A 21,550-nucleotide genomic window follows, 5' to 3' on the forward strand; every position below is an offset into this window, starting at 1 on the left:
GCCGCCCCTCCACAGCCGCACCAGCACGCCACCGGGCCCGTCTAAGATGCGGCCCATGAGCTTTGGGCAGGGGGGACCTCAGTCGCAGTGGGATCCCTGGAAACCGCAATCGCAACAGCAGCAGCCGCAGCAGCCCTGGAACGGTGGTGACGGGGGCGCCGCCCCGGACTGGGCCGCTCTCGCCGAGGCCTCCGAGGCCCGAGCCAAGCGGCGCCGGCTGCTCTTCATCGGTGGCGGCGCGCTGGCCACCGTGGCGATAGCCAGTGCCGTCGCCGTGGCCGTGGTCTCGGCGAACGGCTCCGGCCAGGCGTCCGACGGCCCCTCCTCGCAGCTCCCCGCGACGGCGGACATACCCAGCGCCACGACCACCGAGCCGTCCTTCGCCCCGACCAGCGCCCCGCCGCCGCTGGACCCGAAGGACTTCGTCTCCAGCGCCGAGAAGGACAAGGCCCCGCTCGGCCCCGACCTGCTCTTCCCCGGCACCCAGCTCACCATGGGCGACACGGTGTACAAGAAGGGCCCGACGGCCGACACCCGCACCTGCGGCTCCGCCGCCCAGGGCACCCTGCCCAAGGTCCTGGACGCCAATGACTGCACCCGGCTGATCCGCGTCACCTACACCAAGGGCGACACCGCGGTGACGGTCGGCGTGGCCGTCTTCGACACCGAGGCCCAGGCCGTCAAGGCCAAGAAGCAGGCCGACAAGAAGAGCATCGTGCGCTCCCTGTCCGGCGGCGGCGTCAAGGCCTTCTGCACCGGCGCCGTCTGCCGTTCCACCACCAACTCCTACGGCCGCTACGCCTACTTCACCGTCGCCGGCTTCACCGACGGCAAGGACGTCACGGAGAAGTCCACGGAGGTGTTCCGGGCCGGCGACGACCTCGCCGAGTTCGCCTTCCGGCAGATCCGCCGGCGCGGCGAGGCCCAGGCGTCGGCGGCGGCGGAGGGCTGATCCCCCGCCGCCGGTGTGCGGGGTGCCCGGCGGCGTCCCGCTCCGGTCAGCAGCAGCCGGCCCCGGGCAGGGACCGCTTGTTCCGGGCCTCCTTGTTGCGGGCCGCCAGCAGCTCGTCGGCCGGGTAGCCGACCTCCTCCAGCGTCAGCCCGTGCGGCCGTACGACGTGCACGGCCGAGTCCCGGACGCCGGCGGCGAGCACCTTCCCCGGCCAGTCGGGCCCGCGGTGCCCGTCGCCGACGAACAGCAGGGCCCCGATGAGGGAGCGCACCATGTTGTGGCAGAAGGCGTCGGCCCGGACGGTGGCCGTGACGATGCCGTCGTCACCGCGCACCAGGCTCAGCTCCTGGAGGGTCCGGATGGTCGTGGCCCCCTCCCGCTTCTTGCAGTAGGCGGCGAAGTCGTGCTCGCCCAGCAGCCCTTGGGCGGCCTCGTTCATGGCGTCCACGTCGAGGGGCCAGTCGTGCCACAGGACGTGGCCGCGCAGCAGCGGGTCGACCCCGCCCGGGTTGTCGGTGACCCGGTAGGCGTAGCGCCGCCAGATCGCGGAGAACCGGGCGTTGAATCCGCTGGGCGCCTCCCTGAGGGCCCACACCCGCACGTCCCTGGGCAGCCGCCCGGCGAGCCGCTTGAGCAGTTGCACGTGGTGCTCGGCCCACACCTCGCGCGGCAGGTCTACATGGGCGACCTGGCCCCGGGCGTGCACACCGGCATCCGTCCGCCCCGCCACGGTCAGCTCGTACGTCTCCCGGGACCGCGTGACCGTCCGCAGCGCGTCCTCGATCTCGCCCTGCACGGTCCGCCGCCCGCCGGCCTGCTTGGCCCAGCCGGAGAACCCGGCCCCGTCGTAGGAAAGGTCCAGCCGCACCCGTACGAACCCGGCATCAACTTCGTCGCTCACCCGGAGATCCTCTCACCAACGAAAAAGCGGGCCCGCCCCTCGAAAGGAGCGGACCCGCAACGCCCTCAAGGGGCGCGGGGAACTGCGCGACAAGCCACGCCGAAGCCGCAGCCGCCATCGCACAGCCCCCGGCAGACGCTTACGCGTCCTTGGACTCCTCGGCGGCAGCCTCGTCGTCGGCCTTGGTCGTGTCGACCTTGGCCTCGGAAACCTCGGCGGAGCCCTCCGCGTCCTTGGCGGCACGCTTGGTGGCGGCCTCGGCCTCGCCGGTCGCCTCCTGCGCCACGGTCAGCGCCTCGACCAGCTCGATGACCGCCATGGGCGCGTTGTCGCCGCGGCGGTTGCCGACCTTGGTGATCCGGGTGTAGCCACCGGGACGGTTCTCGTAGCGCGGGCCGATCTCGGTGAAGAGCGTGTGCACGACGCTCTTGTCCGTGATCACCTGGAGCACCTGGCGGCGGTTGTGAAGGTCGCCCTTCTTCGCCTTGGTGACCAGACGCTCGGCGTACGGACGCAGCTTGCGCGCCTTGGCCTCGGTGGTCTTGATCTTGCCGTGCTCGAAGAGCGACTTCGCGAGGTTCGCGAGGAGCAGCTTCTCGTGCGCGGCGCTGCCGCCCAGACGGGCACCCTTGGTGGGCTTCGGCATGGTGTTTCTCCTAGGTGTCTGCCCCGGCCGTATGAGGTACCGGAGTCAGTATCCGAGCGGGCGGTCGCCCGTCGGAGATCCGGGGCGCCTTCTCAAGCGCCCCGGAGGGTCCGCGCCCCGAAGGGGCGCGGGGAACTGCGCGAACGGCCACAGCCGGCCGGCAGCCGAGAACGAACCGACGAACCGAGCTCTCAGTACTGCTCGGTCTCGACGAAGCCCGCGTCCGCGTCGTCGTCGGCGCCGAAGGCGTCCGCGGCGGCGGTCGGGTCGAACCCGGGAGGCGAGTCCTTCAGGGCCAGACCCATACCCGCGAGCTTGGCCTTGACCTCGTCGATCGACTTCGCACCGAAGTTGCGGATGTCGAGCAGGTCCGCCTCGGAGCGGGCGACGAGCTCACCCACGGAGTGGATGCCCTCGCGCTTGAGGCAGTTGTACGACCGAACGGTGAGCTCAAGCTCCTCGATCGGCAGTGCCAGATCGGCGGCGAGCGCGGCGTCCGTCGGGGACGGACCCATGTCGATACCCTCGGCGTCGATGTTCAGCTCACGGGCGAGACCGAACAGCTCGACCAGGGTCTTGCCGGCCGACGCCATGGCGTCGCGCGGACGCATGGCCTGCTTGGTCTCGACGTCGACGATCAGCTTGTCGAAGTCGGTGCGCTGCTCGACACGCGTGGCCTCGACCTTGTACGTGACCTTGAGAACCGGCGAGTAGATCGAGTCGACCGGGATGCGCCCGATCTCCTGACCGACCTGCTTGTTCTGCACGGCGGAGACGTAGCCGCGACCGCGCTCGACGGTCAGCTCCATCTCCAGCTTGCCCTTGCCGTTGAGCGTGGCGAGGACGAGGTCGGGGTTGTGCACCTCGACACCGGCCGGAGGCGCGATGTCGGCGGCGGTGACCAGACCCGGGCCCTGCTTGCGCAGGTACATCACAACGGGCTCGTCGTGCTCGGACGACACGACGAGCTGCTTGATGTTGAGGATCAGGTCGGTGACGTCCTCCTTGACGCCCGGCACGGTGGTGAACTCGTGCAGGACACCGTCGATGCGGATGGACGTGACCGCCGCACCCGGGATCGAGGAGAGGAGCGTACGGCGCAGGGAGTTGCCGAGGGTGTAACCGAAGCCCGGCTCCAGCGGCTCGATGACGAACCGGGAGCGGAACTCGTCGACGACCTCTTCGGTCAACGAGGGACGCTGAGCGATCAGCATGTGGTGATCCTTCAGTCAGGGGCGCCCGCTATTTGACGCCCGACTAGTACTGCAAGGGTACGGGCGATACGACCGAAAGAGCCGTACCGCCCGGAAAACCCTGGTGAAGCGAGATCAGACGCGTCCGGCCGGACGCGACGGATCAGACGCGACGGCGCTTCGGCGGACGGCAGCCGTTGTGCGGCGTCGGGGTGACGTCCTGGATCGAACCGACCTCGAGGCCGGTCGCCTGCAGGGAGCGGATGGCGGTCTCACGACCGGAACCCGGGCCCTTGACGAAGACGTCGACCTTGCGCATGCCGTGCTCCTGAGCGCGGCGGGCAGCCGACTCGGCGGCCATCTGCGCGGCGAACGGCGTGGACTTCCGGGAGCCCTTGAAGCCGACGTGGCCGGCGGAGGCCCAGGAGATCACGTTGCCGGTCGGGTCCGTGATGGACACGATCGTGTTGTTGAACGTGCTCTTGATGTGCGCGTGGCCGTGAGCGACGTTCTTCTTTTCCTTGCGGCGCACCTTCTTGGCAGCGCCCTGACGACCCTTGGGGGGCATCTATATCTCCTACGGGAGGTGGTCGGTCCTACAGCGAAGACCGCTGGACGGCGAGTCCGCTGCGGACTACTTCTTGCCCGGCTTCTTCTTGCCGGCGATGGCGCGACGCGGGCCCTTGCGGGTACGGGCGTTCGTGCTGGTGCGCTGACCGCGGACGGGCAGACCGCGACGGTGACGGAGACCCTGGTAGGTACCGATCTCGACCTTGCGGCGGATGTCGGCCTGGACCTCGCGACGGAGGTCACCCTCGGTCTTGATGTTGTTGTCGACGTACTCGCGGATCGCGACGAGCTGCTCCTCGGAGAGGTCGCGAACACGGGTGTTCGGGTCCACGCCGGTGGCAGCGAGCGTCTGCTGCGAGAGAGTCCGGCCGATGCCGAACACGTAGGTGAGGGCGATCTCCACGCGCTTTTCGCGCGGGATGTCAACACCGGAAACGCGTGCCATTCAATGGCTCCAGTTGATCTTCGGAGGTCTTCCACAGGACCGGTCCCCGGCCGCCGTATCAGGTACGGATCGGGTCCCCGGCCTCCGAACCGGGGGTGTCGAGCGCCTGGGCGCCCGGGTCCTGCGTATGAACATGTTCAGCTCGCGTCGCGCGAAGTCCTGCGAATCGCGTAGGGAACGGTCGTGCGTCAGCCCTGGCGCTGCTTGTGGCGCGGGTTGTCGCAGATGACCATGACCCGACCGTGACGGCGGATCACCCTGCACTTGTCGCAGATCTTCTTGACGCTCGGCTTGACCTTCATGGGTGTGAGGTTCTCCGGGTCAGTTGCCGGCGGCCCCGCGCGACAGGCACGCGGAACGTGGGCAAGATCTACTTGTACCGGTAGACGATCCGGCCACGCGTCAGGTCGTACGGAGACAGCTCCACCACGACCCGGTCGTCAGGGAGGATGCGGATGTAGTGCATGCGCATCTTGCCGCTGATGTGCGCCAGGACCTGGTGGCCGTTCTGGAGCTCGACCCTGAACATGGCGTTCGGAAGAGACTCGACGACAGTGCCCTCGATCTCGATGGCACCTTGCTTCTTGGCCACGCTTCGCCCTTCGAATCGACTACCTTGATCGACTCCCCTGCGCCGCACGAATGCATGCAGGCATGCGGGTGCACGAGAGCCGACGAGTCAGTCTACGTCAGCACACCCGGAAAGGCGAAACGAGGTAGCCTGCCCCACCGGGGTGATCGTTATGCGACGGAGACCACCCCGGCACAGAGCCCTCACGCGAGCGGGTCCGGCGCCGCCGTGATGCCCAGCTCGGCCAGCTTCGCCCTGCCGCCGTCGGGGGCCGTCAGGACCAGCGGGCCCTGCTCCGTGAGGGCCACGGAGTGCTCCCAGTGGGAGGACCAGGTGCCGTCGGTCGTGACGACCGTCCAGTCGTCCTCGAGGACCTCCGTGCGCGGCGTGCCGAGGGACACCATCGGCTCGATGGCCAGGCAGAAGCCGGGGACCAGCTTGGGGCCCTTGCCGCGCCGCCGCTCGACGTAGTTCAGCAGGTGCGGGTCCATGTGCATCTCGGTGCCGATGCCGTGGCCGCCGTAGTCCTCGATGATCCCGTACTTGCCGCCGCCGGGCTTGGGCTGGCGGCGGATGTACGTCTCGATGGCCCGGGAGACGTCGACCAGCCGGTTGCCCTGCTTCATGGCCGCGATGCCCGCCCACATCGACTCCTCGGTCACCCGGGAGAGCTCGACCAGCTCCGGGGCGTGTCCGGAGCCCACGAAGGCGGTGTACGCGGCGTCGCCGTGCCAGCCGTCGATGATCGCGCCGCAGTCGATGGAGATGACGTCGCCGTCCTTGAGGACGACGTCGTCGGACGGGATGCCGTGGACGACGACCTCGTTCACGGAGGTGCAGATGGTCGCCGGGAAGCCGCCGTAGCCCAGGAAGTTCGGCTTGGCGTCGTGCTCCGTGAGCACCTTGCGGGCGACCTGGTCCAGGTCCTTGGTCGTGGCGCCGGGCACGGCGGCCTCGCGTGTGGCCGCGTGGATGGCGGCGACGACCAGCCCCGCCTCACGCATCTTGGCGATCTGCTCGGGGCTCTTGATCTGCACCATGGGGACTGCGGCCTTTCTGGACCGGAGAGTACGGGTAACGCGTCCAACGATACGGGGCGGGGGCCACCCCACCCCACAGCTCAGCCGCGGCCCCTGAGCAAGGGACCGCGGCTGCAGCCGGGACTGGGAACTACTTGTCGTGCTTGAGCGCCTCCAGCGCACGGCCCGTGACCTCGTCCACGGGTCCCGTGGCCGCGATGGTGACGACCAGGCCCTGCGCCTTGTAGTAGTCGATGATCGGCTCGGTCTGCGTGTGGTAGACCTCGAGCCGCTTGCGGACCGTCTCCTCGGAGTCGTCGTCCCGCTGGTACAGCTCGCCGCCGCAGGCGTCGCAGACGCCTTCCTTCTTCGACGGCGTGTACGTCACGTGGAAGACGTGCGCCGAGTTGTTGCGGCAGACCCGCCGGCCGGCGATCCGCTTGACGACCTCGTCCTCCGGGGCCTCCAGGTCCAGCACCGCGTCGAGCTTCATCTCCTCGGTCTCGAGGAGCTCGTCCAGCGCCTCGGCCTGGGAGACGTTGCGCGGGAAGCCGTCCAGCAGGAAGCCGCCCTCGGCGTCGGGCTGCTCCATGCGGTCCTTCGCCATGGCGATGGTGACCTCGTCCGGTACGAGGTTGCCGGCGTCCATGTACGACTTGGCGAGCTTGCCCAGGTCGGTCTGCTGACTGATGTTCGCGCGGAACAGGTCACCCGTGGAGATGTGCGGAATGTGCAGCGTCTCGGCAAGGCGGGTGGCCTGCGTTCCCTTACCGGCACCCGGCGGCCCGACGAGGACGATTCGCATCAGCGGAGGAACCCTTCGTAATTGCGCTGCTGGAGCTGGCTCTCGATCTGCTTCACCGTCTCGAGACCCACACCCACGATGATGAGGATGCTGGTCCCGCCGAACGGGAAGTTCTGGTTTGCCCCGAAACCGGCCAACGCCATTGTCGGTACGAGAGAGATCAGGCCCAGATACAGCGAACCCGGCCAGGTGATCCGGTTGAGTACGTAGCTCAGATACTCAGCGGTCGGTCGGCCAGCCCGGATGCCCGGGATGAACCCACCATACTTCTTCATGTTGTCCGCGACTTCCTCGGGGTTGAACGAGATCGCCACGTAGAAGAAGGCGAAGAACACGATCAGCAGGAAGTACAGAGCGACGTGCGACGCGGCCTCGGGGTCGGCCAGGTTCTTCTGGATCCAGACGGCCCAGCCCGCCTGCGAGCCGGAGAACTGGACGATGAGAGCCGGAATGTAGAGCAGCGACGAGGCGAAGATGACGGGGATGATGCCCGCCTGGTTCACCTTGAGCGGGATGTACGTGGACGTACCGCCGTAGGAGCGGCGGCCGATCATGCGCTTCGCGTACTGCACCGGGATGCGGCGCTGCGCCTGCTCGACGAAGACGACCAGGCCGACCATGACGAAGCCGACGAGCATGACGATGCCGAACTCGATCCAGCCGCCGGCCAGGGTGCCCTCCTGCTTGATGGCCCACAGAGCGGAGGGGAAGGTCGCGGCGATCGAGATGAACATCAGGATCGACATGCCGTTGCCGACGCCGCGGTCGGTGATCAGCTCGCCGAGCCACATGACGGTGGCCGTACCGGCGGTCATGGTGACCACCATGACGATGGTGGTGAAGATCGCCTGGTCGGGCACGATCTGGCCGGCGACGGTGCAGCCGGAGAACAGCGCGCCGCTGCGGGCGGTGGCGACCAGGCCGGTGCCCTGGAGGATGGCGAGGGCGATGGTCAGGTAGCGGGTGTACTGCGTGATCTTCGCCGTGCCGGCCTGGCCCTCCTTCTTCAGGGCTTCCAGGCGCGGGATCACCACGGTCAGCAACTGCAGAATGATGCTCGCCGTGATGTACGGCATGATGCCGAGCGCGAAGACCGTGATCTGCAGCAGGGCGCCGCCGCTGAACATGTTCACCAGGCCGAAAATGCCCTGGTTGCCGGACGCCTGGTCCACGCACTCCTGGACGTTCTTGTAGTCGACACCTGGAATGGGGATGTGGGTACCGAGCCGGTACACCACGATGATGCCGAGCGTGAAGAGCAGCTTCTTGCGCAGGTCGGGCGTCTTGAACGCCCGGGCGAACGCGGTGAGCACGGTGCCTCCTGCGACCCCCGCGCTACTGCGTCAAGGGTGACGGTCTTGAGGTTCGACTGACGACAAAGTGAGTAACGGTCAACTGCCGCTCAGGGTGCCTCATGTGACGCACCCGTGAAAGAGGGCAGCGCAGGCCACCTTACCGGCGGGAGTACTTTCCTTGGAACGACCAACCGGGGATACCCCATTTGTGGGGCATCCCCGGTTGGGATCGCTCAGGTCATCGAGACGCCTGAAGGCTTCAGACGAGCTCGGTGACGGTGCCGCCGGCGGCGGTGATCTTCTCCTTGGCGGAGCCGGAGACGGCGTCGACCGTCACCTGCAGCGCCACGGAGATCTCGCCCTGGCCGAGGACCTTGACGAGGCTGTTCTTGCGAACGGCACCCTTGGCCACCAGACCCTCGACGGTGACCTCGCCACCCTCGGGGTAGAGCGCGGCCAGCTTCTCGAGGTTCACGACCTGGAACTCGGTCTTGAACGGGTTCTTGAAGCCCTTCAGCTTCGGAAGACGCATGTGGAGGGGCATCTGGCCACCCTCGAAGCGCTCCGGCACCTGGTAACGGGCCTTCGTACCCTTGGTACCACGACCGGCCGTCTTACCCTTCGACGCCTCACCACGACCCACACGGGTCTTGGCGGTCTTGGCGCCCGGGGCGGGACGGAGGTTGTGGATCTTGAGCGGGTTGTTCTCCGCCATGATCAGTCGACCTCCTCGACCGTCACGAGGTGGCGGACGGTCTGCACCATGCCGCGGAACTCGGGGCGGTCCTCCTTGACGACCTGCGTGTTGATCCCCTTGAGACCAAGGGAACGCAGGGTGTCACGGTGGTTCTGCTTGCTGCCGATGTAGGACTTGACCTGCGTAATCTTGAGCTGCGCCATGATTACGCACCCGCCCCGGCACGTGCACGGAGAAGAGCCGCGGGGGCGACGTCCTCGAGCGGCAGACCACGGCGGGCCGCGATCTCCTCGGGACGCTGCAGGCCCTTGAGGGCCTCCACGGTCGCGTGCACGATGTTGATCTGGTTGTCGGAGCCGAGCGACTTCGACAGCACGTCGTGGATACCGGCGCACTCGAGCACGGCGCGCACCGGACCACCGGCGATAACACCGGTACCCGGGGACGCGGGCTTGAGCAGCACGACGCCGGCAGCCTTCTCACCCTGGATGGGGTGCGGGATGGTGCCCTGGATACGGGGGACCTTGAAGAAGTGCTTCTTGGCCTCCTCAACACCCTTGGCGATGGCGGCCGGCACCTCCTTGGCCTTGCCGTAACCGACACCCACGGTGCCGTCACCGTCGCCCACCACGACCAGCGCGGTGAAGCTGAAGCGACGACCACCCTTCACAACCTTGGCGACGCGGTTGATCGCGACGACGCGCTCAACGTACGCGGTCTTCTCGGCGGCGGCGTTGCCACCGTCGCGACCCTTCCGGTCCCGCCGCTCGCCGCCACCGGCACCGCCACCGCGGCGCTGGGGTCCAGCCATTGGAATTACCTCTCTCTGTTTCCGCTAGCTACGGAACCGGCTCAGAACTTCAGGCCGGCTTCGCGGGCGGCGTCCGCAAGGGCGGCGATGCGCCCGGCGTACTGGTTGCCACCGCGGTCGAACACGACGGTCTCGACACCGGCGGCCTTGGCGCGCTCGGCGACCAGGGCGCCGACCTGCTTGGCCTGCGCCGACTTGTCGGCCTCGCCACCACGGATCGAGGTGTCCAGGGTGGACGCCGACGCAAGGGTGTGACCCTTGAGGTCGTCGATCACCTGGGCCACGATGTGGCGGTTCGAGCGGGTAACGACCAGACGGGGACGCTCCGCCGTACCCGAGAGATTCTTGCGAATCCGGATGTGACGGCGCTTGATCGCGGCGCGCTTGTAGGCGTCGCCCTTGAGGATCTTCTGTCCGTATGCCATGGCTTACTTACCCGCCTTTCCGACCTTGCGGCGGATGACTTCGCCCTCGTACTTGACGCCCTTGGCCTTGTACGGGTCGGGCTTGCGCAGCTTGCGGATGTTGGCCGCAACCTCGCCGACCTTCTGCTTGTCGATGCCCTCGACCGAGAAACGGGTCGGGGACTCCACCTTGAAGGTGATGCCCTCGGGGGCCTCGACCAGGATCGGGTGGCTGTAACCGAGGGAGAACTCCAGGTTCGAACCCTTGGCGAGCACGCGGTAACCGACACCGCTGATCTCGAGCTTCTTCACGTAACCCTGGGTCACGCCGGTGATCATGTTCGCCACCAGCGTGCGGGACAGGCCGTGCAGGGCCTTGCTCTGACGCTCTTCGTTGGGGCGGGTGACGTTCAGGACGCCGTCCTCACCCTTGGCGATGTCGATCGGTGCCACGACGGTGTGAGTCAGCGAACCCTTGGGGCCCTTGACCGAGACCGTACGGCCGTCGATGGTGACGTCCACGCCGGCGGGAACCGCGATGGGGAGCTTGCCGATGCGCGACATAGCTGTTTCCTCCGTTCCCTTCCGCTACCAGACGTAGGCGAGGACTTCCCCGCCTACGCCCTTCTTGCCGGCCTGCTTGTCGGTGAGGAGCCCGTGCGACGTGGAGATGATCGCCACGCCGAGGCCACCCAGCACCTTGGGCAGGTTGGTGGACTTCGCGTAAACCCGGAGACCGGGCTTGGAGATCCGCTTGATGCCCGCGATGGAGCGCTCACGGTTCGGGCCGAACTTCAGCTCGAGGACGAGGTTCTTGCCAACCTCGGCGTCCTCGGTCTTCCAGCCCGTGATGAAGCCCTCCTGCTGGAGGATCTCCGCGATGTGAGACTTGATCTTGGACGCCGGCATCGTCACGGAGTCGTGGTACGCCGAGTTCGCGTTCCGCAGACGCGTAAGCATGTCTGCGATCGGATCAGTCATGGTCATGAATTGGCCTTCGGCCTCTCTCGCCGTGGTTTCCTGGTGCGCCATCCCTCTCCCCGATCCGAGACGGGACGGGTGCGGCGCGGTGGACCTACGGCGTAGTAAGTCGTACGGGCGGCAGACGCCCAACCCCACAAGCCTAAGGCATGTGCGGGTGGGCCTCTGCCGACCCAGATGCTTACCGAGAGTCTGAATAACCCGGAATTACCGGATTACCAGGAACTCTTGGTCACGCCCGGCAGCTCGCCACGGTGAGCCATCTCACGAAGGCACACGCGGCACAGGCCGAACTTGCGGTAGACGGAGTGCGGGCGGCCGCAGCGCTGGCAGCGCGTGTAGCCACGGACACCGAACTTGGGCTTGCGAGCAGCCTTGGCAATCAGGGCCTTCTTCGCCATCTCGCTCACGCCTCCTTGAAGGGGAAGCCGAGGTGACGAAGGAGCGCGCGGCCCTCAGCGTCGTTGGTCGCCGTGGTCACCACGGTGATGTCCATACCCCGGGTGCGGTCGATCTTGTCCTGGTCGATCTCGTGGAACATGACCTGCTCGGTGAGACCGAAGGTGTAGTTGCCACGGCCGTCGAACTGCTTGGGGGACAGACCGCGGAAGTCGCGGATGCGCGGCAGCGCGAGCGACAGGGTGCGGTCCAGGAACTCCCACATGCGGTCGCCACGGAGCGTGACGTGGGCACCGATCGGCTGGCCCTCACGCAGCTTGAACTGCGCGATGGACTTGCGGGCCTTGGTGACGGCCGGCTTCTGACCGGTGATCGTGGTGAGGTCGCGGATGGCGCCCTCGATCAGCTTGGAGTCGCGGGCGGCGTCGCCCACACCCATGTTGACCACGATCTTGACGAGGCCGGGGATCTGCATGACGTTCTCGTAGGAGAACTCCTCACGCAGCTTGCCCGCGATCTCCTCGCGGTACTTCGTCTTCAGACGCGGAGTGGTGGTGGTAGCCATCAGATGTCCTCACCCGTCCGCTTGGCAACGCGAACCTTGTTGCCTTCGTCGTCGAAGCGGTAACCGACGCGCGTGACGACCTTGTTGCCGTCCTTCTCCACGACCAACTGGACGTTGGAGACGTGGATCGGGGCCTCGGTGGTCACGATGCCGCCGGCCTGCGAACCGCGAGCGCTCGGCCCGGCCTTGGTGTGCTTCTTGACCCGGTTGACACCCTCGACCAGGACGCGGTCCTCACGGGGGAAGGCCGCGATGACCTTGCCCTGCTTGCCCTTGTCCTTACCGGTGATGACCTGGACCAGGTCGCCCTTCTTGATCTTCATGCTCACAGCACCTCCGGCGCGAGGGAGATGATCTTCATGAACTTCTTCTCGCGCAGCTCACGGCCGACGGGGCCGAAGATACGGGTGCCGCGAGGGTCGCCGTCGTTCTTCAGAATGACGGCGGCGTTCTCGTCGAAGCGGATGTACGAGCCGTCCGGACGGCGGCGCTCCTTGACGGTGCGAACGATGACCGCCTTGACGACGTCACCCTTCTTCACGTTGCCACCGGGGATCGCGTCCTTGACGGTGGCGACGATGACGTCACCGATACCCGCGTAGCGGCGGCCCGAGCCACCGAGCACACGGATGCAGAGGACTTCCTTCGCACCCGTGTTGTCGGCGACACGAAGCCGCGACTCCTGCTGGATCACGTCTATCTCCTGATTGTCTGCCGGTTCCCGGCAGGGGCCGCCTCTTCACGAGGTGGAGCCCCTGCCGAGCCTGGCGGAACTGACCTGCGGATTACCCCGCAGGAATTACTTGGCCTTCTCGAGGACCTCGACGACGCGCCAGCGCTTCGTGGCGGACAGCGGCCGGGTCTCCATCAGGAGGACGCGGTCGCCGACACCCGCGGCGTTCTGCTCGTCGTGAGCCTTGAGCTTGTTGGTACGGCGGATGACCTTGCCGTACAGCGCGTGGGTCACGCGGTCCTCGACGGCGACGACGACGGTCTTGTCCATCTTGTCGCTGACGACAAGACCCTGACGGGTCTTGCGGAAGCCGCGGCCGGCCTTCGTCTCTTCAGTCACGTTGCTCTCGCTCATCAGGCGCTCTCCACCGTCTCGATGCCCAGCTCGCGCTCACGCATCAGGGTGTAGATCCGCGCGATGTCCTTGCGGACGGCCTTGAGCCGACCGTGGTTCTCGAGCTGACCCGTCGCCGCCTGGAAGCGGAGGTTGAACAGCTCTTCCTTGGCTTCGCGGAGCTTCGCGAGAAGCTCCTCGTCACCCAGTTCGCGCAGCTCGGACGCCTTGGTACCGGCCGACATCACGCTTCACCTGCCTCGCGCTTGACGATCCGGCACTTCATCGGCAGCTTGTGGGCCGCACGAGTCAGCGCCTCACGGGCGATCTTCTCGTTGGGGTAGGACAGCTCGAACATGACCCGGCCCGGGTGCACGTTCGCGATCCACCACTCCGGCGAACCCTTACCGGAACCCATGCGGGTCTCGGCAGGCTTCTTCGTGAGCGGGCGGTCCGGGTAGATGTTGATCCAGACCTTGCCGCCACGCTTGATGTGGCGGGTCATCGCGATACGGGCCGCCTCGATCTGGCGGTTGGTCACGTACGCCGGCGTGAGGGCCTGAATGCCGTACTCGCCGAACGCAACCGTCGTACCGCCCTTGGCCTGACCACGGCGCTTCGGGTGGTGCTGCTTGCGGTGCTTGACCCTACGGGGGATCAGCATTTCGGTCAGGCCTCCGTTCCGGTGCTCTCAGCCGGAGCGGCAGCGGCGGCGGGAGCGTCGGCCTTGGGGGCCTCGGCAGCCGGCGCGGACTGCTGCTGCGGCTTGCGACCGCGACCGCCACGCTCGCCACCGCGGCCACCACGGGCCGGGCGGTCGTTGCCACCACGGGCCGGGCGGTTGCCGGCGCGGGCAGCGGCGTTCTCGGCGCGAACCTCGGCGATGTTCTTGACGTCGCCCTTGTAGATCCAGACCTTCACACCGATGCGGCCGAAGGTCGTCTTGGCCTCGAAGAAGCCGTAGTCCACGTTCGCGCGGAGCGTGTGCAGGGGCACACGGCCCTCGCGGTAGAACTCCGAGCGGGACATCTCGGCGCCACCGAGGCGGCCACCGCACTGGATCTTGATGCCCTTGGCGCCGGCCTTCATCGTGCCCTGCATGCTCTTGCGCATGGCACGACGGAAGGAGACGCGGGAGGAGAGCTGCTCGGCGACGGCCTGGGCCACGAGCTGAGCGTCCGTCTCCGGGCTCTTGACCTCGAGGATGTTGAGCTGGACCTGCTTGCCGGTCAGCTTCTCCAGGTCACCGCGGATACGGTCGGCCTCGGCGCCGCGGCGGCCGATGACGATGCCGGGACGAGCGGTGTGGATGTCCACACGCACGCGGTCACGGGTGCGCTCGATCTCCACCTTCGAGATGCCGGCGCGCTCCATGCCGGACGTCATCATCCGACGGATGGCGACGTCTTCCTTGACGTAGTCCTTGTACAGCTTGTCGGCGTACCAACGCGACTTGAAGTCGGTCGTGACACCGAGCCGGAACCCGTGCGGGTTTACCTTCTGGCCCATTACCGGGTTCCTTCCTTGCTGCTGACGACCACGGTGATGTGGCTGGTCCGCTTGCGGATCCGGTAGGCGCGGCCCTGGGCCCGCGGCCGGAACCGCTTCAGGGTCGGGCCCTCGTCGACGTACGCCTCGGAGATGAAGAGGCTGTCGGCGTCGGTGTGGTCGTAGTTGTGCGCGGCGTTGGCAATGGCGCTGTCCAGCACCTTGCCGACCGGCACGCTCGCGGCCTGCGGGGCGAAACGCAGGACCGCCTGAGCCTCCGTGGCATCCATGCCACGGATAAGGTCCACCACGCGGCGGGCCTTCATGGGCGTGACGCGGATGTACCGCGCCTGGGCCCTGGCTTCCATGGTTGTCCTTCCAGTGTCTGTCATGGTCATTCCACCCCGCTGCTAGCGGCGCTTCGACTTCCGGTCGTCCTTGACGTGACCCCGGAAGGTGCGCGTCGGCGAGAACTCGCCGAGCTTGTGGCCGACCATCGACTCGGTGACAAACACCGGAATGTGGGTCTTGCCGTTGTGCACCGCGATCGTGTGGCCCAGCATCGCCGGGACGATCATCGAGCGACGGGACCAGGTCTTGATGACGTTCTTGGAACCGGCTTCGTTCTGCGTGTCCACCTTCTTGATCAGGTGGTCGTCGACGAAGGGTCCCTTCTTCAAGCTACGAGGCATCTCAACCCGTCCTTAGCGCTTCTTGTTCGTCTTGCGGCGGCGGACGATGTACTTGTTCGACGCCTTCTTGGGCGAACGAGTACGGCCTTCCTTCTTGCCCCACGGGGACACGGGGTGGCGGCCACCGGAGGTCCGGCCCTCACCACCACCGTGCGGGTGGTCCACCGGGTTCATGACCACACCACGGACGGTCGGGCGAACGCCCAGCCACCGCTTGCGGCCCGCCTTGCCCCAGTTGATGTTGCTCTGCTCGGCGTTGCCGACCTCGCCGACCGTGGCGCGGCAGCGCTGGTCGACCAGGCGGATCTCTCCGGACGGCATGCGGAGGTGGGCCATCGAGCCCTCCTTCGCGAGTAGCTGCACGGAGGCACCGGCGGAGCGGGCGAACTTGGCACCGCCACCGGGACGGAGCTCGATCGCGTGGATCGTGGTACCGACCGGGATGTTGCGGAGGGCCAGGTTGTTGCCCGGCTTGATGTCGGCCCCGGGACCGTTCTCGACGCGGTCACCCTGCTGCAGGTTGCGCGGGGCGAGGATGTAGCGCTTCTCGCCGTCGGCGTAGTGCAGCAGCGCGATGCGCGCGGTGCGGTTGGGGTCGTACTCGATGTGCGCGACCTTCGCCGGCACGCCGTCCTTGTCGTGCCGACGGAAGTCGATCACGCGGTAGGCGCGCTTGTGTCCGCCACCCTGGTGGCGAACGGTCACACGACCGGCGTTGTTACGGCCGCCCTTGCTGTGCAGCGGGCGGACCAGCGACTTCTCCGGCGTGGACCGCGTGACCTCGACGAAGTCGGCGACGCTCGAGCCACGACGGCCCGGCGTAGTCGGCTTGTACTTGCGGATTCCCATTTCTCAGTCCTCGTCCGATTCCGGACGATCCGGACCTCCGTCAGGAGGTCGGACCGCCGAAGATGTCGATACGGTCGCCCTCGGCAAGGGTCACGATCGCGCGCTTGCTGTCGGCACGCTTGCCGAAGCCCGTGCGGGTCCGCTTGCGCTTGCCCTGGCGGTTGATCGTGTTGACCCCGGTGACCTTGACCGAGAAGACCGCCTGGACGGCCTCCTTGATCTGGGTCTTGTTGGAGCCCGGCGCGACGATGAACGTGTACTTGTTCTCGTCGAGGAGCGCGTAGCTCTTCTCGGACACGACCGGCTTCAGCAGCACGTCACGGGGGTCCGTGAACGCCTTGCTGACCGGGGTGACGACGGTGTTCTTGCCCTCGGCCTCGTGGCGGCGCGCCTTGGCGACGCGCGCGGCCTTGGCGGCCTTGGCCGCCTTGGAGGCGATGCTCGGGTGACGCGTAGCCATCAGGCTTCGCTCCCTTCGGTGTCAGCAGCCTTGGGGCCGGACACGAAGGACTCGAAGGCGGCCTGGGTGAAGACCACGTCGTCCGAGACGAGAACGTCGTACGTGTTCAGCTGGCCCGGCTCCAGGATGTGGATCTGGGGCAGGTTGCGGGCGGACAGCCACGCGGCCTCGTCGGCGCGGTCGACGACCAGGAGCAGGTTCTTGCGCTCCGAGATCTTGCCGAACAGCGTCCGGGCGGCCTTCGTGGACGGGTTCTCGCCCTCGATGACGCCGGTCACGACGTGGATGCGGTCGTGGCGGGCCCGGTCGGTGAGGGCGTGGCGCAGGGCCGCGGCCTTCATCTTCTTCGGGGTCCGCTGCGAGTAGTCACGCGGCTGCGGGCCGTGGACGACGCCACCGCCGGCGAACTGCGGCGCACGGGTCGAACCCTGGCGGGCGCGGCCGGTGCCCTTCTGGCGGTACGGCTTCTTACCGCCACCACGGACTTCACCGCGACGCTTGGTCTTGTGCGTGCCCTGGCGGGCAGCGGCGTTCTGCGCGACGACGACCTGGTGGATCAGCGGGATGCTGATCTTCTCCACGCCGAAGATCTCCGCGGGGAGCTCGACGCTTCCGGTCTTCTCGCCGGCAGGCGAAAGGATGTCAACAGTGCTCATCGGTTACCTCAGGCCCCCTTGGCCGCAGTGCGGACCAGGACGAGGCCGCCGTTCGGACCGGGAACCGCGCCCTTGATGAGCAGCAGACCCTTCTCCGCGTCAACGGCGTGGACGGTCAGGTTCTGGGTGGTGACCCGCTCGTTGCCCATGCGGCCGGCCATGCGGAGGCCCTTGAACACGCGGCCCGGGGTGGCGCAGCCACCGATGGAACCGGGCGAGCGGTGCTTGCGCTGGGTGCCGTGTCCGGCGCCGAGGCCCTTGAAGTTGTGACGCTTCATGACACCGGCGAAGCCCTTGCCCTTGCTCTTGCCGGTGACGTCGACCTTGATGCCGGACTCGAAGACCTCGGCGGTGACTTCCTGACCGAGCGTGTACTCGGCGGCGTCGGCCGTACGGATCTCGACGAGGTGACGGCGGGGGGTGACGTCGGCCTTGGCGAAGTGGCCCTTGAGGGGCTTGTTCACCTTGCGCGGGTCGATCTCGCCGAACGCGATCTGGACGGACTCGTAGCCGTCGACGTCGTTCGTGCGGACCTGGGTGACGACGTTGGGGCCGGCCTTGACGACGGTGACCGGAACAACACGGTTGTTCTCGTCCCACACCTGCGTCATGCCGAGCTTCTCGCCCAGGATGCCCTTGATCTGCTTAGCCATTCTCAGATCACCGGCCTTCAGAGCTTGATCTCGATGTCGACACCGGCCGGGAGGTCGAGTCGCATCAGAGAGTCAACGGTCTTGGGGGTCGGGTCGAGGATGTCGATCAGGCGCTTGTGCGTGCGCATCTCGAAGTGCTCGCGCGAGTCCTTGTACTTGTGCGGCGACTTGATGACGCAGTACACGTTCTTCTCAGTGGGCAGCGGCACCGGGCCCGCGACCGACGCACCAGTGCGAGTCACCGTCTCGACGATCTTCTTCGCCGAAGAGTCGATGACCTCGTGGTCGTAGGCCTTGAGCCGGATGCGGATCTTCTGTCCCGCCATGGCTACTCAGTAGTCCTGTCTCTCGTAACGCTCTGGACCCGGTGGTCCTTGTCCATTCCGCTCTGCCTCCGACCCACGCGGTCGGGCGTGTCGCGCTCTCGCTGACATGAATGTCCCTTACGGGACTTCCCTGCAGTGGGAGTCGCGGGCCCTTCCGGAACCGCAGACCGGGGGCGAGAGGCCCACCGGGTGCCTGGCCTGCACCCCGCTGACGCTTCCCGGAAGATTCCCGTACGTCCGCCCCTGATCAGGGACGACGAGTACTGTGGGACTCGCTTCCGGTCCCCCCGGCGGGAGGCGCGCAGCATCGGCACTCGACCGAGCAACCCCGTTAGTCTGCCATACGGGGCGGGGGGCTGGCGAATCGGGCCGAGGACAATACCCCGAGGGTGACGTTGGTCAAACTCAGGGCGGGCGGCAGCGGCTCGACGCTCTCACACGGTAGTGCGCGGCAGCGCTTCCGTCCCGGTACTCCATCTCGACGGTCGGATCATCGTTCAACCGGACCCGACGGTAGTGCTCGCCGGACTCCTCGGCGGGCACGTCGAGTCGCCTCCTCCGGCGAACAGTTGAAGGCCGAGACCTTCGCCGCTTTCCCAGTCCGCCTGGCTGCCGTATCCGGTCTCGCCTTCCTTCCTTCGGCCAGTCGCGCGCCGCGCCGCACCGCACCGCGAGGGGACTGTCCGATCATCACGTTAGGGTCATCCGGCAGGGCACTGTCGAACACTGGGGGATGACGTGACGGCACCCGACTCGGACGGATCGAAGACCGATGAGGGTCAGGAGTCGAAGACGCTCCGGGACGCCGGCCGCGCGGACAAGTGGTCGGTCGGGTGGATCATGGTGGCGGTCGGGCTGTGGATGTGGTTCGCGTTCCTGATGCTCTCCTCGTACGGCCCCGAGTCCCACGACGGTGTGCCGCGCTGCGAGGGCCCGCTGATCGCTCCGTTCCAGCGGGACGGCTACTTCTGTGACAGCGAACTGCGCCAGTGGCCGGCGCTGCTCGGCATCCTGGGCCTGTCGAGCATCGCGACCGCGGTCGCGGCGGCGACGACGGTCTACGCCAAGCTGCTGTCCCGCATGGCGAAGGCGTCCGCCCCCGGCGCGGACCGCTGAGGCGCCGACTCGGTCACCGGCGGACCGGCTGAGGGTCGGTCAGCGGGTCCGCCCGGCAAGGCGCTCCATGGCCCGGTCGGGTGCGGGTGCCCGCGGCCCTGGCCGCGCTCCGGTCCCGCCACAGCCCGAGTCCGTCAGATGACCCCCTGCGCCAGCATCGCGTCCGCCACCCGCTCGAAGCCCGCGATGTTCGCGCCGGTGACGTAGTCGCCGGGGGCGTCGTAGCGTTCGGCGGTCTCGTGGCAGGTGGTGTGGATGTCGTTCATGATGTGCGTCAGCTCCTCCTCGACCCGCGCCGCCGTCCAGGACGTACGGGCGTGGTTCTGCGCCATCTCCAGGGCGCTGACCGCGACGCCGCCCGCGTTGGCGGCCTTGCCGGGGCCGAAGGCGACGCCGGCCTTCTGGAGGAGGTGGACGGCCTCGGGGGTCGTCGGCATGTTGGCGCCCTCGGAGACGGCCTTCACGCCGTTGCGGACGAGGGTGGCGGCGGCGTTCTCGTCCAGCTCGTTCTGCGTGGCGGACGGCAGGGCGAGGTCGGCCGGGACCTCCCAGACGCTGCCGCCGGGCACGAAGCGGGCCGAGGAGCCGCGGCGCTCGGCGTACGCGTCGACGCGGCCCCGCTCGACCTCCTTGATCTGCTTCAGCAGGTCGAGGTCGATGCCCTTCTCGTCGACGACGTAGCCGGAGGAGTCCGAGCAGGTGACGGGGTTCGCGCCCAGGGCGGTCAGCTTCTCGATCGTGTAGATCGCGACGTTTCCGGAGCCGGACACGAGCGCCGTCTGGCCCTCCAGGTCCTCACCGCGCTCGCGCAGCATCGCCGCCGCGAAGAGGACGTTGCCGTAGCCGGTCGCCTCGGGGCGGATCAGCGAGCCGCCCCAGCCCGCGCCCTTGCCGGTGAGGACGCCGGCCTCCCAGCGGTTGGTGATGCGGCGGTACTGGCCGAAGAGGTAGCCGATCTCCCGGCCGCCGACGCCGATGTCACCGGCCGGGACGTCCGTGTGCTCGCCGATGTGCCGGTGCAGCTCCGTCATGAACGACTGGCAGAACCGCATCACCTCCGCGTCGCTGCGCCCGTGCGGGTCGAAGTCGCTGCCGCCCTTGCCGCCGCCGATGCCGAGGCCGGTCAGCGCGTTCTTGAAGATCTGCTCGAAGCCCAGGAACTTGATGACGCCCAGGTTGACGGACGGGTGGAAGCGCAGGCCGCCCTTGTACGGGCCCAGCGCGCTGTTGAACTCGACGCGGAAGCCCCGGTTGACGTGGACGCGGCCCTGGTCGTCCTGCCACGGCACCCGGAAGATGACCTGCCGCTCCGGCTCGACCAGCCGCTCGACCAGGCCCGGCTCGGCGTACTCGGGGCGGGCCGCGAGCACCGGCGCCAGCGTTTCCAGGACCTCGTGTGCGGCCTGGTGGAACTCGGGCTGGGCCGGGTTGCGGTGTTCGATCTCGGTGAGCAGGTGGTCGAGCGCGGTCCTGGTCTCGCTTCGCGTCGTCACAGGGGCCCTTTCTGGCACGGCTGACACCGGAGACGGGGCCCGGGGCCCGGGGGCAGGCCGCGGTCCGGTCGGTCCGGTGGTGGGCGCTCGGCGCCGTTGCCGCGCGCGGGACACTTCAGTGTTACGCGCATGTAAACGTCCTGGCCAGCACCGAGCACCCCATGCGACCACTATGTGAGACAGCGTTTCCGCATATCGGGGCTTTTCGTGACGTATGAGACGGAGATCACCCGGACGGCTCGGGCTGCTCCGTCACGCGTCGCCGTTCGCCCTTCGCCTGGCACCCGTCACCCGTCGCCGTTCAGCATCGCGGCCGTGAGGACGTTTCCCGCGACGCCCCAGCCGCCGTCGGCGACCTCGTCGACGAGGACGACGGTGGTGGGACGGGCGCGCTCCCCGTAGATCTCCGCGTAGAGGTCGGTGGTGCGCTCGATGATCTTCTGCTTGTCCTCGGGGGTGAGGGTGCCCTCGGGGACCTTGAAGTGGGCGAAGGGCAT

At 67.7% G+C, this 21,550-nt stretch carries 35 protein-coding genes; 2 read left to right on the plus strand and 33 right to left on the minus strand.

What is annotated here, in order from left to right:
* Positions 1 to 55 precede the first annotated feature (55 nt).
* Positions 56 to 952, plus strand: coding sequence for a hypothetical protein (locus B1H29_RS14810; protein WP_055418352.1), 897 nt, complete (start codon positions 56 to 58; stop codon positions 950 to 952).
* A gap of 46 nt (positions 953 to 998) precedes the next feature.
* On the opposite strand, the gene truA is transcribed toward B1H29_RS14810, so the two are convergent.
* From truA to rpsJ, 31 genes are all read right to left on the minus strand, one after another.
* Entirely contained in the window at positions 999 to 1,853 is an 855-nt protein-coding gene (gene truA, locus B1H29_RS14815; protein WP_055418353.1) for a tRNA pseudouridine(38-40) synthase TruA, read from the minus strand.
* 139 nt (positions 1,854 to 1,992) lie between these two features.
* The gene (rplQ, locus tag B1H29_RS14820; RefSeq protein WP_055418354.1) at positions 1,993 to 2,499 is read right to left on the minus strand and encodes a 50S ribosomal protein L17; all 507 of its coding nucleotides are present in this window, start codon (positions 2,497 to 2,499) and stop codon (positions 1,993 to 1,995) included.
* Positions 2,500 to 2,690: 191 nt separating this feature from the next.
* The gene (locus B1H29_RS14825) at positions 2,691 to 3,713 is read right to left on the minus strand and encodes a DNA-directed RNA polymerase subunit alpha (RefSeq protein WP_003966937.1); all 1,023 of its coding nucleotides are present in this window, start codon (positions 3,711 to 3,713) and stop codon (positions 2,691 to 2,693) included.
* Between the two features lie 142 nt (positions 3,714 to 3,855).
* Positions 3,856 to 4,260: a 30S ribosomal protein S11 gene (gene rpsK / locus B1H29_RS14830; RefSeq protein ID WP_003948617.1), complete on the minus strand. Its 405-nt coding sequence runs from the start codon at positions 4,258 to 4,260 to the stop codon at positions 3,856 to 3,858.
* A gap of 66 nt (positions 4,261 to 4,326) precedes the next feature.
* Positions 4,327 to 4,707 carry a 30S ribosomal protein S13 gene (rpsM, locus tag B1H29_RS14835; RefSeq protein ID WP_003974244.1) on the minus strand — a complete coding sequence of 127 codons (381 nt, stop codon included), beginning with the start codon at positions 4,705 to 4,707 and terminating at the stop codon, positions 4,327 to 4,329.
* A 188-nt stretch (positions 4,708 to 4,895) separates the two neighbouring features.
* The gene (gene rpmJ, locus B1H29_RS14840) at positions 4,896 to 5,009 is read right to left on the minus strand and encodes a 50S ribosomal protein L36 (RefSeq protein ID WP_003974245.1); all 114 of its coding nucleotides are present in this window, start codon (positions 5,007 to 5,009) and stop codon (positions 4,896 to 4,898) included.
* A gap of 68 nt (positions 5,010 to 5,077) precedes the next feature.
* Positions 5,078 to 5,299, minus strand: a complete 222-nt coding sequence (gene infA, locus B1H29_RS14845; RefSeq protein ID WP_004927214.1) for a translation initiation factor IF-1 — start codon at positions 5,297 to 5,299, stop codon at positions 5,078 to 5,080.
* Between the two features lie 182 nt (positions 5,300 to 5,481).
* Complete coding sequence (gene map / locus B1H29_RS14850; RefSeq protein ID WP_055418355.1) at positions 5,482 to 6,318, minus strand: type I methionyl aminopeptidase; 837 nt, start codon at positions 6,316 to 6,318, stop codon at positions 5,482 to 5,484.
* A gap of 130 nt (positions 6,319 to 6,448) precedes the next feature.
* On the minus strand, positions 6,449 to 7,102 hold the full coding sequence (locus B1H29_RS14855) for an adenylate kinase (RefSeq protein WP_055418356.1): 654 nt from the start codon (positions 7,100 to 7,102) through the stop codon (positions 6,449 to 6,451).
* Positions 7,102 to 8,415: a preprotein translocase subunit SecY gene (secY, locus tag B1H29_RS14860; RefSeq protein ID WP_055418357.1), complete on the minus strand. Its 1,314-nt coding sequence runs from the start codon at positions 8,413 to 8,415 to the stop codon at positions 7,102 to 7,104. The genes B1H29_RS14855 and secY overlap by 1 nt, the downstream gene beginning before the upstream one ends.
* Before the next feature lie 241 nt (positions 8,416 to 8,656).
* Positions 8,657 to 9,112, minus strand: a complete 456-nt coding sequence (gene rplO, locus B1H29_RS14865) for a 50S ribosomal protein L15 (RefSeq protein ID WP_055418358.1) — start codon at positions 9,110 to 9,112, stop codon at positions 8,657 to 8,659.
* Between the two features lie 2 nt (positions 9,113 to 9,114).
* Complete coding sequence (gene rpmD / locus B1H29_RS14870) at positions 9,115 to 9,297, minus strand: 50S ribosomal protein L30 (RefSeq protein ID WP_055418359.1); 183 nt, start codon at positions 9,295 to 9,297, stop codon at positions 9,115 to 9,117.
* Between the two features lie 2 nt (positions 9,298 to 9,299).
* Positions 9,300 to 9,905: a 30S ribosomal protein S5 gene (rpsE, locus tag B1H29_RS14875; protein WP_055418360.1), complete on the minus strand. Its 606-nt coding sequence runs from the start codon at positions 9,903 to 9,905 to the stop codon at positions 9,300 to 9,302.
* Between the two features lie 41 nt (positions 9,906 to 9,946).
* Entirely contained in the window at positions 9,947 to 10,330 is a 384-nt protein-coding gene (gene rplR / locus B1H29_RS14880; RefSeq protein ID WP_055418361.1) for a 50S ribosomal protein L18, read from the minus strand.
* 3 nt (positions 10,331 to 10,333) lie between these two features.
* Positions 10,334 to 10,873 (minus strand): 50S ribosomal protein L6, encoded by a 540-nt coding sequence (gene rplF / locus B1H29_RS14885; RefSeq protein WP_055418362.1) that lies wholly within the window; start codon positions 10,871 to 10,873, stop codon positions 10,334 to 10,336.
* 24 nt (positions 10,874 to 10,897) lie between these two features.
* Positions 10,898 to 11,296: a 30S ribosomal protein S8 gene (gene rpsH / locus B1H29_RS14890; RefSeq protein WP_026248232.1), complete on the minus strand. Its 399-nt coding sequence runs from the start codon at positions 11,294 to 11,296 to the stop codon at positions 10,898 to 10,900.
* Positions 11,297 to 11,505: 209 nt separating this feature from the next.
* Positions 11,506 to 11,691: a type Z 30S ribosomal protein S14 gene (locus tag B1H29_RS14900; protein ID WP_003948630.1), complete on the minus strand. Its 186-nt coding sequence runs from the start codon at positions 11,689 to 11,691 to the stop codon at positions 11,506 to 11,508.
* Between the two features lie 5 nt (positions 11,692 to 11,696).
* Positions 11,697 to 12,254, minus strand: a complete 558-nt coding sequence (gene rplE / locus B1H29_RS14905; RefSeq protein WP_003974255.1) for a 50S ribosomal protein L5 — start codon at positions 12,252 to 12,254, stop codon at positions 11,697 to 11,699.
* The gene (gene rplX / locus B1H29_RS14910) at positions 12,254 to 12,577 is read right to left on the minus strand and encodes a 50S ribosomal protein L24 (protein ID WP_055418363.1); all 324 of its coding nucleotides are present in this window, start codon (positions 12,575 to 12,577) and stop codon (positions 12,254 to 12,256) included. Before rplX ends, rplE begins: the two co-directional genes overlap by 1 nt.
* Before the next feature lie 2 nt (positions 12,578 to 12,579).
* A complete protein-coding gene (rplN, locus tag B1H29_RS14915; protein ID WP_030831680.1) occupies positions 12,580 to 12,948 on the minus strand; it encodes a 50S ribosomal protein L14 in 369 nt (122 codons plus the stop codon).
* A 105-nt stretch (positions 12,949 to 13,053) separates the two neighbouring features.
* Positions 13,054 to 13,341, minus strand: a complete 288-nt coding sequence (gene rpsQ / locus B1H29_RS14920; RefSeq protein WP_055418364.1) for a 30S ribosomal protein S17 — start codon at positions 13,339 to 13,341, stop codon at positions 13,054 to 13,056.
* Positions 13,341 to 13,565, minus strand: a complete 225-nt coding sequence (rpmC, locus tag B1H29_RS14925; protein ID WP_003998824.1) for a 50S ribosomal protein L29 — start codon at positions 13,563 to 13,565, stop codon at positions 13,341 to 13,343. Before rpmC ends, rpsQ begins: the two co-directional genes overlap by 1 nt.
* The gene (rplP, locus tag B1H29_RS14930; RefSeq protein ID WP_004927269.1) at positions 13,565 to 13,984 is read right to left on the minus strand and encodes a 50S ribosomal protein L16; all 420 of its coding nucleotides are present in this window, start codon (positions 13,982 to 13,984) and stop codon (positions 13,565 to 13,567) included. Before rplP ends, rpmC begins: the two co-directional genes overlap by 1 nt.
* Positions 13,985 to 13,989: 5 nt before the next feature.
* On the minus strand, positions 13,990 to 14,829 hold the full coding sequence (rpsC, locus tag B1H29_RS14935) for a 30S ribosomal protein S3 (protein WP_055418365.1): 840 nt from the start codon (positions 14,827 to 14,829) through the stop codon (positions 13,990 to 13,992).
* Positions 14,829 to 15,176: a 50S ribosomal protein L22 gene (rplV, locus tag B1H29_RS14940; protein ID WP_003974262.1), complete on the minus strand. Its 348-nt coding sequence runs from the start codon at positions 15,174 to 15,176 to the stop codon at positions 14,829 to 14,831. Before rplV ends, rpsC begins: the two co-directional genes overlap by 1 nt.
* A gap of 42 nt (positions 15,177 to 15,218) precedes the next feature.
* Positions 15,219 to 15,500, minus strand: coding sequence for a 30S ribosomal protein S19 (gene rpsS, locus B1H29_RS14945; RefSeq protein WP_055418366.1), 282 nt, complete (start codon positions 15,498 to 15,500; stop codon positions 15,219 to 15,221).
* 12 nt (positions 15,501 to 15,512) lie between these two features.
* Positions 15,513 to 16,349 carry a 50S ribosomal protein L2 gene (gene rplB, locus B1H29_RS14950; RefSeq protein ID WP_030400225.1) on the minus strand — a complete coding sequence of 279 codons (837 nt, stop codon included), beginning with the start codon at positions 16,347 to 16,349 and terminating at the stop codon, positions 15,513 to 15,515.
* Between the two features lie 40 nt (positions 16,350 to 16,389).
* Complete coding sequence (gene rplW, locus B1H29_RS14955) at positions 16,390 to 16,809, minus strand: 50S ribosomal protein L23 (RefSeq protein WP_055418367.1); 420 nt, start codon at positions 16,807 to 16,809, stop codon at positions 16,390 to 16,392.
* On the minus strand, positions 16,809 to 17,465 hold the full coding sequence (rplD, locus tag B1H29_RS14960; RefSeq protein ID WP_055418368.1) for a 50S ribosomal protein L4: 657 nt from the start codon (positions 17,463 to 17,465) through the stop codon (positions 16,809 to 16,811). The genes rplW and rplD overlap by 1 nt, the downstream gene beginning before the upstream one ends.
* An 8-nt stretch (positions 17,466 to 17,473) precedes the next feature.
* Positions 17,474 to 18,118: a 50S ribosomal protein L3 gene (rplC, locus tag B1H29_RS14965; RefSeq protein WP_055418369.1), complete on the minus strand. Its 645-nt coding sequence runs from the start codon at positions 18,116 to 18,118 to the stop codon at positions 17,474 to 17,476.
* Between the two features lie 17 nt (positions 18,119 to 18,135).
* Entirely contained in the window at positions 18,136 to 18,444 is a 309-nt protein-coding gene (gene rpsJ / locus B1H29_RS14970) for a 30S ribosomal protein S10 (protein WP_003948644.1), read from the minus strand.
* A gap of 738 nt (positions 18,445 to 19,182) precedes the next feature.
* Between rpsJ and B1H29_RS14975 the strand changes: the two genes are divergently transcribed.
* Entirely contained in the window at positions 19,183 to 19,560 is a 378-nt protein-coding gene (locus B1H29_RS14975; protein WP_055418370.1) for a hypothetical protein, read from the plus strand.
* A 134-nt stretch (positions 19,561 to 19,694) separates the two neighbouring features.
* Here the strand turns inward: B1H29_RS14975 and gdhA are convergent, their stop codons facing one another.
* Positions 19,695 to 21,053, minus strand: coding sequence for an NADP-specific glutamate dehydrogenase (gdhA, locus tag B1H29_RS14980; protein ID WP_055418371.1), 1,359 nt, complete (start codon positions 21,051 to 21,053; stop codon positions 19,695 to 19,697).
* A gap of 287 nt (positions 21,054 to 21,340) precedes the next feature.
* Positions 21,341 to 21,550 carry a 4-oxalocrotonate tautomerase family protein gene (locus B1H29_RS14985; protein WP_055418372.1) on the minus strand — a complete coding sequence of 70 codons (210 nt, stop codon included), beginning with the start codon at positions 21,548 to 21,550 and terminating at the stop codon, positions 21,341 to 21,343.

The organism is Streptomyces pactum, assembly GCF_002005225.1.
GTDB classification, from domain to species: Bacteria; Actinomycetota; Actinomycetes; order Streptomycetales; family Streptomycetaceae; genus Streptomyces; species Streptomyces pactum_A.

Excerpts from the sequence above, each read along its gene's own strand:
- rplD (WP_055418368.1), bottom strand. The coding sequence starts at position 17,465 with ATGAGCACTGTTGACATCCTTTCGCCTGCCGGCGAGAAGACCGGAAGC.
- rplQ (WP_055418354.1), bottom strand. The coding sequence starts at position 2,499 with ATGCCGAAGCCCACCAAGGGTGCCCGTCTGGGCGGCAGCGCCGCGCAC.
- rpsQ (WP_055418364.1), bottom strand. The coding sequence starts at position 13,341 with ATGAGCGAGAGCAACGTGACTGAAGAGACGAAGGCCGGCCGCGGCTTC.
- rplW (WP_055418367.1), bottom strand. The coding sequence starts at position 16,809 with ATGGCTACGCGTCACCCGAGCATCGCCTCCAAGGCGGCCAAGGCCGCC.
- rplX (WP_055418363.1), bottom strand. The coding sequence starts at position 12,577 with ATGAAGATCAAGAAGGGCGACCTGGTCCAGGTCATCACCGGTAAGGAC.
- rplE (WP_003974255.1), bottom strand. The coding sequence starts at position 12,254 with ATGGCTACCACCACCACTCCGCGTCTGAAGACGAAGTACCGCGAGGAG.
- rpsK (WP_003948617.1), bottom strand. The coding sequence starts at position 4,260 with ATGCCCCCCAAGGGTCGTCAGGGCGCTGCCAAGAAGGTGCGCCGCAAG.
- rpsE (WP_055418360.1), bottom strand. The coding sequence starts at position 9,905 with ATGGCTGGACCCCAGCGCCGCGGTGGCGGTGCCGGTGGCGGCGAGCGG.
- rpmC (WP_003998824.1), bottom strand. The coding sequence starts at position 13,565 with ATGTCGGCCGGTACCAAGGCGTCCGAGCTGCGCGAACTGGGTGACGAG.
- B1H29_RS14825 (WP_003966937.1), bottom strand. The coding sequence starts at position 3,713 with ATGCTGATCGCTCAGCGTCCCTCGTTGACCGAAGAGGTCGTCGACGAG.
- B1H29_RS14810 (WP_055418352.1), top strand. The coding sequence starts at position 56 with ATGAGCTTTGGGCAGGGGGGACCTCAGTCGCAGTGGGATCCCTGGAAA.
- map (WP_055418355.1), bottom strand. The coding sequence starts at position 6,318 with ATGGTGCAGATCAAGAGCCCCGAGCAGATCGCCAAGATGCGTGAGGCG.
- rplF (WP_055418362.1), bottom strand. The coding sequence starts at position 10,873 with ATGTCGCGCATCGGCAAGCTCCCCATCGCGGTTCCCGCCGGCGTGGAC.
- rplC (WP_055418369.1), bottom strand. The coding sequence starts at position 18,118 with ATGGCTAAGCAGATCAAGGGCATCCTGGGCGAGAAGCTCGGCATGACG.
- rpsM (WP_003974244.1), bottom strand. The coding sequence starts at position 4,707 with ATGGCACGCGTTTCCGGTGTTGACATCCCGCGCGAAAAGCGCGTGGAG.
- rplB (WP_030400225.1), bottom strand. The coding sequence starts at position 16,349 with ATGGGAATCCGCAAGTACAAGCCGACTACGCCGGGCCGTCGTGGCTCG.
- rpsC (WP_055418365.1), bottom strand. The coding sequence starts at position 14,829 with ATGGGCCAGAAGGTAAACCCGCACGGGTTCCGGCTCGGTGTCACGACC.
- rpmD (WP_055418359.1), bottom strand. The coding sequence starts at position 9,297 with ATGGCGCAGCTCAAGATTACGCAGGTCAAGTCCTACATCGGCAGCAAG.
- rplV (WP_003974262.1), bottom strand. The coding sequence starts at position 15,176 with ATGGAAGCCAGGGCCCAGGCGCGGTACATCCGCGTCACGCCCATGAAG.
- rpsH (WP_026248232.1), bottom strand. The coding sequence starts at position 11,296 with ATGACCATGACTGATCCGATCGCAGACATGCTTACGCGTCTGCGGAAC.
- B1H29_RS14855 (WP_055418356.1), bottom strand. The coding sequence starts at position 7,102 with ATGCGAATCGTCCTCGTCGGGCCGCCGGGTGCCGGTAAGGGAACGCAG.
- rplR (WP_055418361.1), bottom strand. The coding sequence starts at position 10,330 with ATGGCATACGGACAGAAGATCCTCAAGGGCGACGCCTACAAGCGCGCC.
- rpsJ (WP_003948644.1), bottom strand. The coding sequence starts at position 18,444 with ATGGCGGGACAGAAGATCCGCATCCGGCTCAAGGCCTACGACCACGAG.
- B1H29_RS14900 (WP_003948630.1), bottom strand. The coding sequence starts at position 11,691 with ATGGCGAAGAAGGCCCTGATTGCCAAGGCTGCTCGCAAGCCCAAGTTC.
- rplP (WP_004927269.1), bottom strand. The coding sequence starts at position 13,984 with ATGCTGATCCCCCGTAGGGTCAAGCACCGCAAGCAGCACCACCCGAAG.
- B1H29_RS14985 (WP_055418372.1), bottom strand. The coding sequence starts at position 21,550 with ATGCCCTTCGCCCACTTCAAGGTCCCCGAGGGCACCCTCACCCCCGAG.
- rplO (WP_055418358.1), bottom strand. The coding sequence starts at position 9,112 with ATGGCGGAGAACAACCCGCTCAAGATCCACAACCTCCGTCCCGCCCCG.
- rpsS (WP_055418366.1), bottom strand. The coding sequence starts at position 15,500 with ATGCCTCGTAGCTTGAAGAAGGGACCCTTCGTCGACGACCACCTGATC.
- rpmJ (WP_003974245.1), bottom strand. The coding sequence starts at position 5,009 with ATGAAGGTCAAGCCGAGCGTCAAGAAGATCTGCGACAAGTGCAGGGTG.